Genomic DNA, 12790 nt, shown 5'->3' on the forward strand with positions numbered 1-12790 from the left:
CGCTCCTTAAGCGGCGGAATCGAGGACTTCGGTCAGCCATTGATTGGTGACTTCGACGCGGAAATTGGGGTTCTCAGCCGGCGGAACATCGGTGAAGCGGATGTTCCAGTACACCTTGCCCTGCTCCAGCTGGCTGGCAGTGTTCAGCTCCGGATCGGCGAAGACCTCGAAGTTGATGATCGCGCCCTGGTTCTTCAGGTCGCGCATGAAGGCCTGCAGCCCCTCGGTGACATCCTTGACGTAGGTGGCGGTGATGGAGCGGTCGACGGCCCATTTGTGACCGTAGAGGATCGCGTCCATGACGATGTCCATGGTCCGCACGCGAGTGACGAAGGCCCATTTCGGATCGCTCGACAGGGTGCGGTTGCCCCACAGGCGGAAGCCGTCATCGCGGATGATGGTGGCGATATTGGCGTTGTTCAGCAGGTTGGCCCGGCAGGTCTCGTCGCCATCGAGGAACTCCACCGCACGGGTGGTACCGGTGATGCCGACGAACTCCTTGTTCGACGGCGAGGCCCAGAAGCCGTACTCGCGGTCGGTCCAGGCGAACAGGCCGGCAACCCAGGCCGAACCCGGGGCATCGACGGTGGCCTCTTCGGTGGTGTCCCAGTAGCGCACGCCCGGATCGACCAGGAACGCGCGCTTGGCACCGAAGTTCTTGGCGTAGGCGATGGCCGCCTCGTCGGTGGTGTTGGGGCCGTCGATGATGGCGATGGCGCGCAGCTTGTCGGCCAGTGCCACCAGCGCGGTGCCGATGGCAGAGGTGGCGCTGTGCTTGGGTGCCACCAGCAGGCGTGGCTGGGCGTTGAAACGGCTCTTGCCGTCGAGCAGTGCTTGCAGGCCGGTGCGCTTGCCGTCGGCCAGCACGTTGCCGATGATCGCCGAGGTCTGCTCGGCGGCATCCTCCAGCTTGGCCACGCCACAGGCGACGATGACGGCCTTGGCGCGGCCGTAGATGGCACGACAGGCCTTGGTGATCGCGGCGTCCTGGCCGAACGCCGCGACCGCTTCGCGCTCGCTGGTGATCAGTACCAGGTCGTTGGCCTTGGCGCTGACGCCCGGCCCTTCGGTAAAGGTGTCGACCAGGCCGATGATCGAGGAGGACGGCAGTGCGATGCTGCGTGCTCCGGTGTCGACGTTGGTCACGGTGACGCCGTGGAAGAATCCACTCATGTAGGTTTACTCCAGATTCAGGTATGAAAAGGCCCCGCAATGCGGGGCCTGGAAGGGTCAGGACAAACAACGTCCCTGAGATATGTGGTTGTCCTGAAAGGCCAAGGTCACTTCATTTCAGGACTGGCAACCAGTTCGATCTCTCGCACCAAAGACTGATAGTGTTCGAATCGGGTCTCGCCATCGGCGATATCTAGTTCGTACTTGCGCATGCGCAGTACAGCCAGGGCTTCCTGGGCCATCCGTTGCTGTTCGGCCTGCTGAATGATGAGATCTGCGGCTTCGGAGCAAGTCAGGCCTGCTGAGTCTGCGTAATGCTTGACCCAGATGTTGACATCGCCTTGATACTGAGCACTCTTGTATTCACGGGCAGCATTTTCACGAGCAAGATATTCCTTTTCAAAACGGCTCCATCGCGAATAGATAGATGCCACCTGATCATCGATCAATCCTTGCAGCTCTGTGACGTCCGGCCATTTCTTGACGCGATCCAGGATCGTAGGTGGAAAGACGCTGAAATCTAGGATCTTGTAATCGGACTGTGCCTGCAAAAGCTGCTTGTAGAGTTCGTCAGGGATTGCTTTGGCAGACTCCGGAATGCACCGATGAACTTCATCGTTGTAAAACGTACGCTCACCCCTTACTACGAAAATTGACATTGATTCCTCCTCAAAAACCAATCGCGCGCCACTGCACCATGCGCCCATCCGCAAGATTGGTGTCGCAGAAAGCCTGCCCATCAAACCCCAGCGCGCTAGGTTTCCCAATACTTACGGAATGTCGATCCTGACGGTAGAACGGCTCTTTATCGTAATCATCAATCGTCACACCAATGCTGGCGACAACTGACAAGCAGCCATTGGGAAACTTCAATGGGAAAACCGTATCAATGTTGACCGTTGAAATATTTGCCGGAAGATATATTGTCCCCCACTGCTCAATCAAACCGTTGGGGTTATTCGCCCAACCGTTCATAGCAATCAGAGAAGAGTATGCCGCCGTATTGGAAAGTCCTCCTGAAATGACCGTATAGATGTTATCGGATACACACATCAACATGACCGGCAGCTCGCTGGAGCGGATGGTGATCGCATCGTACTGAGCGGACCCAATGCTGATGTAGCCACCAACGGCCACAGGCTTCTTGATGGTCACTGTCCCGTTACCATTCCCTACCGAGATGGTGAAGATCGATCCTGTGGCAATGCCCGAGGAGGGCAACTGAAGACTGCCACTCCATACCCCGCTACCGCCCATGTAGGTCAAGCGCCCCACATGCTCGGCCGTCAGCGTGGAGCCCGTCGCCGCCGACACGATTTTTGAAGTCAGGTTCAGGCCAAGTTCTCTGGAAAACTCAGTGGTGGCCACACGGTTCGAACTGTCGCCCCGTGCCGCTGTCGGTGCCTTTGGATCGCCGATTAGTACAGGGCTTTCCAACGGAGCCTTGAGAGCTAACGCAGTATCCACCTGCCCTTTGGTGTAGACATCTGTCAAACCATAACCAGCAACAGTCGTTGGATTGGTTGCGGCAGTCACTCGCCCATATTTATCAACAGTGACACTCCGGTAAGAGCCCGCTCCCACGCCAGTGCGACCGAAGGCCATCTCATATTCCTGAGGGCTGACACCCAATGTGATTGGCCCATCACTGGTCAACTGCCAGGCACTATCGCCATTGACAGTGCCTTTTTCGACCAGCACCAGAAGACCCGGTGTGACCTTGGCATCGGTATCGGCATCCACCGTACGCACCCAAGCCCCTCCAGCGACCTGGTACAAACCATTGTCCTTAGCCGCCGCCTGGTTTTTCACCAGAACCCTAGCCCCCGCCAACAGCACGATGCCATCAATGGTCTGCAATCCACTCAAGATAATGGGAGCAGTGGTCGCCACCTGCACTGAATGTTTGAAATCCTGTCGGGCCAGCTCTTCAGTGACCCACTCGCGGGTAGCGAGCACGACAGCCGGATCAATTTTCAACTGCACGTTGCTGGCGCTGCTGACCACCAGGTTCATGCGTACTACCTGGGTACGCCCCGAGCCCTGACTGAGCAACGGTTTGTAGGTCGGCGCGCAGTTGGCCACGGCCACCATGTCGCCGTCCGCGTCGTACAACGCAATTTCACGGATCCACCTGCCACCGACATCCGCCGGAATGACCTGCTCGGCGACGATGATCGCGCTGTTCTTGTCGTCCACCTTCAACTGGTTCAGCGGGGCGCGGCGCCACTCGTTGATCAGGCTGGTCTGGGTGGCATTGGGCATCGGGTCGGCGCCATTGGCGTCGCCGATACCCATCTGGGTGATTTTCCAAGGGATGCCCAAGGCATCCGCGTTGGCCTGCTTCGCCGCTCCCACGTTGGTGAGGATGGCGTAGAACTGTGAATTCTGATCAACCATGTGCAATGTCCAAGGTATCGATTGTGTGTTCGCGACCACCGCGACCGATCACGCCACCGACGACAAGGTCAGGTGACGAGGGCGGATAGACGTCAAGCTCGTCGCCGTCCTGCTGCGCGCAGCCGAAATGGAGCCCGCCACGGCTTTCGAGACTGATCGCCAGGCCGGTCATGTGGCGGCTGACGGGGCGGGCGTCGTCGATCAACGACGACAGTTCGTTGTAGGTCTGCTCGTCGATGCCGCTGTCGGTCACCCCCACTTTCAGGGCGAAGGTCCCCGGCACGCCGGCAGGCTCGGCCTGCCACCACTCCTGCACCTCGATCAGGTAGCCGAACGGCTCGACCACGCGCCGCAGGGCGCCGAGAGTGCCCTTGTGGGCGTGAATGAAGAACGCCGAGCGAATCACCGAGCGCTTGATCGGCTCGCTCCAGCTGTCGTCCCAACGGTCCACCGACCAGGCCCAGGCCAGCTGGTAAAGCAGGTGTGCCGGGCAGGTGTCGGGGTTGTAGAGGGTACGCAGGGCGGCCTTGAGGTCCTCGTCGGCCGCCACTTCGATGGCCCGCTCCAGTGGTGTGCGGTTCAGTGGCAACAGGCTCTGCATGTCACTCACCTCGCCGCAGTTCGATGCCCGTGCACCAGGCGGCCTGGGCCTTGCTCGGGCGGATGTCCTGCCAGCCGACCAGCTCGACTCGGCTCACGCCGTCGATATGCAACTGGGCATCGACCCCGGAGCGCGCGACCTCGAGCCCCAGGCGGCGACGCGGATTGATCCAGGCCTCCAGTCGACGCCGGCACTCGGTGAGCAGCGTCTCGTATTCCGGCCCGCTGGCACCCATGTACAGCACGGCCTCGACCCGATAGGGCAACACCTCGGCGCTGCGCACGTTGACCCGGTCGGCGACCGGGCGAATATCGTCGTCGTTGAGGTAGGCCTTGACCCGCGCCAGCAGCTCGGGACTGGCCACGCCATCACCCTCCAGGCTCAGCACGGTGACATCCACCACCGCCGGCGACGGGCTTTCCGCCGTTGCATCGGCGACCTGCCCCGACGCATTGCGGGCATGCAGGATGTAGCTGTTGCGCGGGCCGGCGGTGGTCAGACCCTCATAGACCAGTTGCACCCGCTCGCGCAGGGCATCGTCGGCTTCGAGGATCGCCTCGGTGGGCGGAATCGTGGCTGGGTCGGCCGCCTGGATCACCAGGCGTTGCAAGCTGACGTTGGCCGCCAGCTGGTCGAGGTCGCTGCCTTGGGCATAGGCCAGCAGCAGGGCCTTGGCCGCGTCGTTGATTCGCGCCCGGTTGAGCAGCTTGCGGTAGGCGCCGACCTCCAGCAGCTTGGTCACCGGATCGCTTTCCAGGTTAGCGGTCCAGGCGTCGCCCATCTGGGCGCGAAAACTGTCCAGATCCTGCTGGTACAGCGTTTCGAAATCGAGGTCCTCGAGCAGTTGCGGGGCGGGGAGCTTCGACAGGTCGACCTGGCTCATACCGTCACCTCCACCAGGGCGTCGTCACCCAGGTAGCGACCGGTCAAGGCCAGACTGACCTGGCCGTCGAGCACGGCGACCACCTTGACCCGTTCCAGCTTGAGTCGCGGCTCCCAACGCCCGAGGGCACGGGCTACCTCGGCCTGCACGGCGCTCTTCCAGCCATCGTTGACCGGCAGGTCGACGTAGCGGCGCAGTTGGCTACCGTATTCCGGGCGCATGCGGCGGCTGCCCAGAGGCGTGGTGAGGATGTCTTCGATGGATTGGCGCAGGTGGGCGATGCCCGCCAGGGGCTGGCCGGTGTGACGGTCCATGCCGATCATGGGGCACCTCCTGTCCTGGGCACATCCCGTCGGCGGATATGCATGGCGTTCTCCTGAAATGAAAAAGCCCGCAGTGGCGGGCATTGGGTTCAGTGCTTGTGGTTGGCCGTGTTGCCGGCGGTATCGATGATTCGTCCGCCACCATTGATGTCGCCGGTGACCGTCAACGGCCCCTTGACCGCAACCGTACCGGTCAGGGTGATCGTGGCCGCCTCCAGGGCAATCGCACTGTCGCTGACCACCAGGGTGCTGCCGCCAACCTTGATCGTGGCGTTGCCGCTGGGCAGCTGGATGTCGTAGCGCTTGGCCTGCCAGTCGTAGACCAGCGAACCGCCGTCGTCGAAGCGCCAGACCTCGACATGGTCACGACTGTCCGGCGCCGATCCGGCGTTGCCATAGAGCCCAGGCACGAAGGTGCCCTGGGCCGGATCACCACTGGGGCTGACCAGCACGCCCTGTTCATCGAGACTCGGCACCCGCCAGTGGCGGGCCTTGCCCGCCGCCTGGGCATGCCAACGTACCCAGGCGCTGGTCCAACCGCCGCCGTCGGAGACCCTGACCCGTGCGGCGGCAAGGTCCACCGCCACCACGCGACAGGGGATCACCAGACTGGCCAGCATGCGGTCGTGCATGGCGCTGGCGTAGCTCATGCCAGGTCCTCCGGGGCGAAGTACTTGTCCTGATTACCCGACCCGGTTTCCGGGGCAAACCCCAGCGCCAGACTGCCAGGCGGCTGGTCCGGCCACGGCCACTGGGCGACACCGAGCAAGACCGGCTGCTCCCATTGCACCCGCCACGACGCGCCTTCGGCCTCGGCGGTGACATTACGCGCCGCCTCGACGAAATCTAGCCCCCAGAACTGCTGCCGCAACTGGTCGACCACCTGCGCCGCCAATATGCCGGCCTGCGTTCGTGCCTGTGCGGAACTGCCCTGGGCAGTGATACGCGCCTCCAGCGTCGCCATCAGCAACGAACGCCCGTCGCGCAGCGCCTCGTCGCCACGCAGGCGTACCAAGCTGTGCACCAGTGCCGGAAGTTGCAACTCGCCGTGCGCGTCAGCGTCGGCCAGCACCGTGGCAAGCTCCGGAAGGGCGGCTTGCAGGGTGGAGGTGACGGCCGCATACAACTGGACCAGCTCGCTCATGTGAGTACTCCTCGGGTCGTGGCGAAAGCCGGGTCGGCGAGGACCCGGCATCCGGCTCAGAAGTGCCAGGTCCAGATATCGATCGGCTTCTGGTCAGGGTTGATCTTGCGGATATGCCGATAGGTCGGCTGGAAACCGAAGCGTGCCCACACCGGTTTTTCCTCCAGGATGGCGATACCGCCATTGGCCTGCAGGCGCAGTACCGCCGAGGCATGACCAGCCGTGTGCGACTGCCACAGCACCGCATTGCCGGCACCGTACACCACCAGGTTGCCGTCCCCTTGGAACAGCGCGCGCGTCGCGCCTTTGCCGTAGGTCCCGGAGTTCCAGGTCGCGGCGCCATTCGGGCCATAGGCCACGACATTGCCATCGCCCTGGAACACCAGTTTGCTGGCACCGGCGCCGTAGAGAACGCCCTGCGTCAGTTCAGTGCCGGCCGGCAGCAGCAGCGAATCCACCGCGCCCGGCACCAGCGGGATGGCTGCAGTACCGTTCCACAGCGCCAGGGAGTCGACAAGCACGATATTGCCGTCGTCCTGCAATACCAGGTGGGTGCGGTTCCACTGATCCTGGCTGGTGAAGGTGGTGTTGTTGGTCAGCCAGACCCGGCGACGCGAGTAGTCGTCGAGGAACGCGCCGTACTGCACATAGAAGGCCAGCGGCGCTTTCTTGTCGCGCAATGGAACGCTCGAACTGAACGGTTGGTTGCCATCGGCAACCCACACCGTGGCGCCATTGTCCTGGATCACCAGGTTGCCATCGCCCTGGAGCAGCAGCTTGAAGCGCTGGTTGGGCGACAGCAGGTACTGGCCTGCGGACAAGGTCTGATAAGCGGGCAGCACCGAAGTGCCGACGCCGTTGAAGGGAATACGCGAACGACCTGCCATGGTCTGTCTCCTATTGAATCGCTTGAAGGGTGTGTGGACTTGAAGTCCCGTGCTGTTCGCTCGGAGGCGGATCGTCGAGGCGCATGGCCTTCATGTGATTGAGGGTGGCGCAGCGTGGGCATTTGATCTGCACCAGCGCCGGCCCGTCAGCTCTCGCCAGCAAGCGGTTGCATTGACCGCAACGGAAATCATGGAGCATCCGTTTCTCTTCCTTGTTAGCGCTTTACTCTTTGTCCTGGCGCGCCATCGCTGCCGGGTCGCCCAGCCCAAGACGCCGCGCCGCCCAGCGCTCGTACAGGCCGATGGCCACGTCGGCGCCGGCCATGGCGGTCAGGCAGCCGAAGGCGCTGGCACTCCAGATCGACATGCCGCTGGCATACAGCAGCATCACCGTCGACACCCCGCAGACCATGCAGGCCCCCGAGCGCAGCGCCAGACGCCGCAGCAGCGACCAGCCGCGAGCGCCGGCCTTGTCAGCCCGCCACATCTCGCCGGAAAGACCGCCCAGCAATGCCAGGACGATCACCAGCCAGAGCGGCATTTCCAGCAACGTCTGTTGCTCGTTAGTCACTGTCCTGTCTCCTGTGTGAATGCCCATCGGCGACATGCCGATGGCGCGTGTTGTCGTTGGACTTGGCATTCCAAAAAGCCCGCCCCGCAGGCTTTTCAGTAATGCGTTGTCGAACCGCCGGCCACGACTGGTGACGCCAAGCGGTTCCGCTTCAATTTGATGACTCCGACCGCGGCCGCCTGCCCGCCGGATAACTGATCGTGGTGCTTTACGCTGCACACCCGGGCCAGTTGCCAACCCTCTGAACAGTCGAGGCCTGTTCATTGCTGCCTGTGTAACAACCGGTTGCTGACCGGCTTGAGACACAGATTATGCATTCATGCATATGCAGTCAATGCATTTTTGGAAATATTTATGCACGCGAATTTCCGCAAATGCATGCAGTCCTTTGTCGGCGTAGGTTGTAGGGCTTTTCTGCGGGCGAAAAAAAAACCCGCCAAGGCGGGTCTCTTTCAGGAGGGAGGGATCAGCGGGCGTACATGCCCCACCAGAAGACATGGCCCAGGACACTGATCTGCTCGTCCTGCATCTGTTGGAAGCTGTAGTCTTCGTCCGGATGCTCGTCGCGGTTGAAACTGCGCAGGCGAATACCGGTAGGCAAGCGGTAGACCTGCTTAACCCGCAGTTGCCCGTTGTGGTTGATGGCATAGAGGTCGCCGTCGATGATGTCGCTGATCGAGCTCTTGCCGGTATTGACCCCGACCGTCGCGCCATCGCGCAGCACCGGCAGCATGCTGTTGCCGCGCACCGTCACGCACTTGGCGTTGTCGAACTGCACACCGTTATGGCGCAGGCTGCGCTTGCCGAAGCGCAGGCGGGCGTGCTCGCTCTCCTCGATGACGAATCTTCCTGATCCTGCTGCCAACTCGACCTCGCGTAGAAAAGGAACGGATACCTCGTCGTCCTCGACGGGGGTTTCATCGTCCCAGAGACTGATGTCGCTCAGTTGCGCATGCCCTTGGGTCAGGGGCGCAGCTTCGCGGGAGTCGCCCAGCTCGGCACGGCCACGCAACTGATCGGTGCTGACGCCGAAGTATTCGGCAATCTTCGACACGTGCTTGTCCGACGGGTCGACGATCTTCTCGCTGAGAATGCGCGACAGGGTGGATTGAGGGACGCCCGTGCGCCGGTGCAGCTCCGTCGGGGACAGGCCGTGGCGATCGAGCAGTTCTCTGAGTACGGATGCTACGTTGCGTTTTTGCATAGCCCGCATGGTGCATCGGAATCATGGGTTTTGCAATCCCCTCCTCGCTATGGCAGCAAGACCTGCCGTAGCAGGACTGAAGCCGTACTGGAATGCGCCAAGAAGCAACTTGCACAAATGCATATTCATGGGTAAAATCCCCCTCCTGGAGGCGTCCATGCAACCTGCTGCGGCCATCGGCCCCGGCATGCGGAGAAAAATCCCTGTACTATTAGCCGTTTCGCAAAAACGCCAACCGGATTCCCGCTGTAAGGCCCCGAATGTCTGATCTCTCCGCACACACCCCGATGATGCAGCAGTACTGGAAGCTGAAGAACCAGCATCCGGACCAGCTGATGTTCTACCGCATGGGCGACTTCTACGAGATCTTCTATGAAGATGCGAAGAAGGCCGCGAAACTGCTGGACATCACCCTGACCGCCCGCGGCCAGTCGGCCGGCCAGTCGATCCCCATGTGCGGGATTCCGTTCCACTCGCTCGAAGGCTACCTGGCCAAGCTGGTCAAGCTCGGCGAGTCGGTGGTGATCTGCGAACAGATCGGCGACCCGGCCACCAGCAAGGGCCCGGTGGAACGCCAGGTCGTGCGCATCATCACCCCTGGCACCGTCAGCGACGAGGCGCTGCTCGACGAGCGCCGCGACAACCTGCTGGCCGCGCTGCTCGGTGACGAACGGCTGTTCGGCCTGGCCGTGCTGGACATCACCAGCGGCAACTTCACGGTGCAGGAGATCAAGGGCTGGGAAAACCTGCTGGCCGAGCTCGAACGCATCAACCCGGTGGAACTGCTGATTCCCGACGACTGGCCACAAGGCCTGCCGGCCGAAAAGCGCCCCGGCGCCCGACGTCGCGCGCCCTGGGACTTCGACCGCGATTCTGCACGCAAGAGTCTGTGCCAACAGTTCGCCACCCAGGACCTCAAGGGCTTCGGCTGCGACAAGCTGACCCTGGCCATCGGCGCCGCCGGCTGCCTGCTGAACTACGCCAAGGAAACCCAGCGCACCGCCCTCCCCCATCTGCGCAGCCTGCGCCACGAGCGCATGGACGACACGGTCATCCTCGACGCCGCCAGCCGCCGCAACCTGGAGCTGGACATCAACCTGGCCGGTGGTCGCGACAACACCCTGCAATCGGTGATCGACCGCTGCCAGACCGCCATGGCCAGCCGCCTGCTGACCCGCTGGCTGAACCGCCCGCTGCGTGACCTGAAAGTGCTTCGGGCACGCCAGGACTCGATCCGCTGTCTGCTCGACGGCTACCGCTTCGAGAAGTTGCAGCCGCAGCTCAAGGAAATCGGCGACATCGAGCGCATCCTCGCACGCATCGGCCTGCGCAACGCCCGTCCTCGTGACCTGGCGCGCCTGCGCGATGCCCTCGGCGCCCTGCCCGAACTGCAGAACGCAATGGCCGAGCTGGAGGCCCCGCACCTGGCGCGCCTGGCCGCCATCACCGGCACTTACCCGGAGCTTGCCGGCCTGCTCGAGCGGGCGATCATCGATAACCCGCCAGCAGTGATCCGCGACGGCGGCGTACTCAAGACCGGTTACGACAGCGAACTCGACGAACTGCTGGCGATGAGCGAGAACGCCGGCCAGTTCCTCATCGACCTGGAAGCCCGCGAAAAAGCCCGCACCGGCCTGGCCAACCTCAAGGTCGGCTACAACCGCGTACACGGCTACTTCATCGAACTGCCGACCAAGCAGGCCGAGCAGGCGCCCGCCGACTACATCCGCCGGCAGACCCTCAAGGGCGCCGAACGCTTCATCACGCCCGAGCTCAAGGCCTTCGAGGACAAGGCGCTGTCGGCCAAGAGCCGCGCCCTGGCCCGGGAAAAGATGCTCTATGATGCCCTGCTGGAAACCCTGATCAGTCACCTGGCGCCCCTGCAGGACAGCGCCGCCGCCCTGGCCGAACTGGACGTGCTGAGCAACCTGGCCGAGCGAGCACTCAACCTCGACCTGAACTGCCCGAACTTCGTCGACGAGCCTTGCCTGCGCATCGACCAGGGCCGTCACCCGGTGGTCGAGCAGGTGCTGACCACGCCGTTCGTGGCCAACGACCTGCAACTGGACAACAGCACACGCATGTTGATCATCACCGGCCCGAACATGGGCGGTAAGTCCACCTACATGCGCCAGACCGCATTGATCGTGCTGATGGCCCATATCGGCAGCTTCGTGCCTGCTGCACGCTGCGAGCTGTCGCTGGTCGACCGTATCTTCACCCGCATCGGCTCCAGCGACGACCTGGCCGGCGGACGCTCGACCTTCATGGTCGAGATGAGCGAGACCGCCAACATCCTGCACAACGCCACCGACCGCAGCCTGGTGCTGATGGACGAGGTAGGCCGTGGCACCAGCACCTTCGACGGTCTGTCGCTGGCCTGGGCCGCCGCCGAGCGCCTGGCCCAGCTACGCGCCTACACCCTGTTCGCCACCCACTACTTCGAGCTGACCGTACTGCCGGAGAGCGAGCCACTGGTGGCCAACGTGCACCTGAACGCGACCGAGCACAACGAGCGCATCGTCTTCCTGCACCATGTGCTGCCAGGGCCCGCCAGCCAGAGCTATGGCCTGGCCGTGGCGCAACTGGCCGGCGTGCCGGGACCGGTGATCCAGCGTGCCCGCGAACACCTGGGACGACTGGAGACCGCCAGCCTGCCCCACGAAGCGCCGATTGCCAGCAAGAGCAAGGGCGAGCCAAGCGTGCCGCACCAGAACGACCTGTTTGCCAGCCTGCCGCACCCAGCCATCGAGAAGCTGGGCAAACTGGACCTGGACGACATGACGCCGCGCCAAGCTATCGAAACGCTATATCAACTGAAAAACCTGTTATAACGGCCAACCGCGCAAGCTGGTAGAATCCGGCGCGGTTTGCGAGCGCTGCAGGTTATTAGCCTGGCCTGCAGCCACAACCGTGAACCGCGCTGCCCCGGAAGGAGGGGCAAGCTGCCGTCGCCTGAGGAGAGAACTAGAAATGACCTTCGTCGTCACCGACAACTGCATCAAATGCAAGTACACCGACTGCGTGGAAGTCTGTCCGGTGGACTGCTTCTACGAAGGCCCGAACTTCCTGGTCATTCACCCGGACGAGTGCATCGACTGTGCACTGTGCGAGCCTGAATGCCCGGCCCAGGCGATCTTCTCGGAAGACGAGGTGCCGTCTGGCATGGAGAACTTCATCGAGCTGAACGCCGAGCTGGCGGAGATCTGGCCGAACATCACCGAGAAGAAGGACGCCCTGCCGGACGCCGAAGAATTCGACGGCAAGCCAGGCAAGATCGCCGATCTGGAACGCTGAATAGAACCCAGACACGAAAAAGGCCCTCACGGGCCTTTTTCATTTCTGCAGGCAAAAAAAAGGGGCGGTTTGACCCGCCCACATTTTTTCCGTAGTCCCTGTATATCCCACTCATCATCCTGATGAATCGCATCCTGCGATGTCCTTGGCCCTCATCCTTGAAAGCCTGTGTCAGTCCGTCGACACAGTTCGAATACTAGCGACTTCAGCGGGCTAGGCAACGGACAGATCTCTCAAAAGATTTCGAGCGACATACTTTTTCAAATCAGCAAATTCTTTATATTTCATGAAGTTATGAAATATGAGC

The 12790-nt window shown here is 62.3% G+C and carries 14 protein-coding genes; 2 read left to right on the forward strand and 12 right to left on the reverse strand.

The window, feature by feature from the left end; all coding sequences use genetic code 11:
- Nucleotides 1–6: 6 nt before the first annotated feature.
- From F3J43_RS03830 to F3J43_RS03885, 12 genes are all read right to left on the reverse strand, one after another.
- The gene (locus F3J43_RS03830) at nucleotides 7–1173 is read right to left on the reverse strand and encodes a phage tail sheath subtilisin-like domain-containing protein (RefSeq protein ID WP_166883491.1); all 1167 of its coding nucleotides are present in this window, start codon (nucleotides 1171–1173) and stop codon (nucleotides 7–9) included.
- A gap of 107 nt (nucleotides 1174–1280) precedes the next feature.
- A complete protein-coding gene (locus tag F3J43_RS03835; RefSeq protein ID WP_166883492.1) occupies nucleotides 1281–1832 on the reverse strand; it encodes a hypothetical protein in 552 nt (183 codons plus the stop codon).
- 10 nt (nucleotides 1833–1842) lie between these two features.
- Nucleotides 1843–3573: a phage tail protein gene (locus F3J43_RS03840; protein ID WP_166883493.1), complete on the reverse strand. Its 1731-nt coding sequence runs from the start codon at nucleotides 3571–3573 to the stop codon at nucleotides 1843–1845.
- Nucleotides 3566–4174 carry a phage tail protein I gene (locus F3J43_RS03845; RefSeq protein ID WP_166883494.1) on the reverse strand — a complete coding sequence of 203 codons (609 nt, stop codon included), beginning with the start codon at nucleotides 4172–4174 and terminating at the stop codon, nucleotides 3566–3568. Before F3J43_RS03845 ends, F3J43_RS03840 begins: the two co-directional genes overlap by 8 nt.
- A 1-nt stretch (nucleotide 4175) precedes the next feature.
- Nucleotides 4176–5057 (reverse strand): baseplate assembly protein, encoded by an 882-nt coding sequence (locus F3J43_RS03850; RefSeq protein ID WP_166883495.1) that lies wholly within the window; start codon nucleotides 5055–5057, stop codon nucleotides 4176–4178.
- Nucleotides 5054–5380, reverse strand: coding sequence for a GPW/gp25 family protein (locus F3J43_RS03855; protein WP_166883496.1), 327 nt, complete (start codon nucleotides 5378–5380; stop codon nucleotides 5054–5056). The genes F3J43_RS03850 and F3J43_RS03855 overlap by 4 nt, the downstream gene beginning before the upstream one ends.
- A gap of 89 nt (nucleotides 5381–5469) precedes the next feature.
- The gene (locus tag F3J43_RS03860; protein ID WP_166883497.1) at nucleotides 5470–6030 is read right to left on the reverse strand and encodes a phage baseplate assembly protein V; all 561 of its coding nucleotides are present in this window, start codon (nucleotides 6028–6030) and stop codon (nucleotides 5470–5472) included.
- On the reverse strand, nucleotides 6027–6524 hold the full coding sequence (locus tag F3J43_RS03865; RefSeq protein ID WP_166883498.1) for a hypothetical protein: 498 nt from the start codon (nucleotides 6522–6524) through the stop codon (nucleotides 6027–6029). The genes F3J43_RS03860 and F3J43_RS03865 overlap by 4 nt, the downstream gene beginning before the upstream one ends.
- A 56-nt stretch (nucleotides 6525–6580) precedes the next feature.
- Complete coding sequence (locus F3J43_RS03870) at nucleotides 6581–7411, reverse strand: putidacin L1 family lectin-like bacteriocin (RefSeq protein ID WP_166883499.1); 831 nt, start codon at nucleotides 7409–7411, stop codon at nucleotides 6581–6583.
- A 10-nt stretch (nucleotides 7412–7421) separates the two neighbouring features.
- The gene (locus tag F3J43_RS24275) at nucleotides 7422–7610 is read right to left on the reverse strand and encodes a Com family DNA-binding transcriptional regulator (protein WP_166883500.1); all 189 of its coding nucleotides are present in this window, start codon (nucleotides 7608–7610) and stop codon (nucleotides 7422–7424) included.
- Nucleotides 7611–7634: 24 nt separating this feature from the next.
- The gene (locus F3J43_RS03880) at nucleotides 7635–7982 is read right to left on the reverse strand and encodes a phage holin family protein (protein ID WP_166883501.1); all 348 of its coding nucleotides are present in this window, start codon (nucleotides 7980–7982) and stop codon (nucleotides 7635–7637) included.
- Nucleotides 7983–8448: 466 nt separating this feature from the next.
- Complete coding sequence (locus F3J43_RS03885) at nucleotides 8449–9186, reverse strand: LexA family transcriptional regulator (protein ID WP_205297608.1); 738 nt, start codon at nucleotides 9184–9186, stop codon at nucleotides 8449–8451.
- A 260-nt stretch (nucleotides 9187–9446) separates the two neighbouring features.
- Here F3J43_RS03885 and mutS point away from each other — a divergent pair, with 260 nt between their 5' ends.
- Complete coding sequence (mutS, locus tag F3J43_RS03890; RefSeq protein WP_166883503.1) at nucleotides 9447–12020, forward strand: DNA mismatch repair protein MutS; 2574 nt, start codon at nucleotides 9447–9449, stop codon at nucleotides 12018–12020.
- A 139-nt stretch (nucleotides 12021–12159) separates the two neighbouring features.
- A complete protein-coding gene (fdxA, locus tag F3J43_RS03895; RefSeq protein ID WP_166883504.1) occupies nucleotides 12160–12483 on the forward strand; it encodes a ferredoxin FdxA in 324 nt (107 codons plus the stop codon).
- The last annotated feature ends 307 nt before the right edge of the window (nucleotides 12484–12790 follow it).

The organism is Pantoea sp. Cy-639 (assembly GCF_011752525.1).
Classification (GTDB): domain Bacteria; phylum Pseudomonadota; class Gammaproteobacteria; order Pseudomonadales; family Pseudomonadaceae; genus Aquipseudomonas.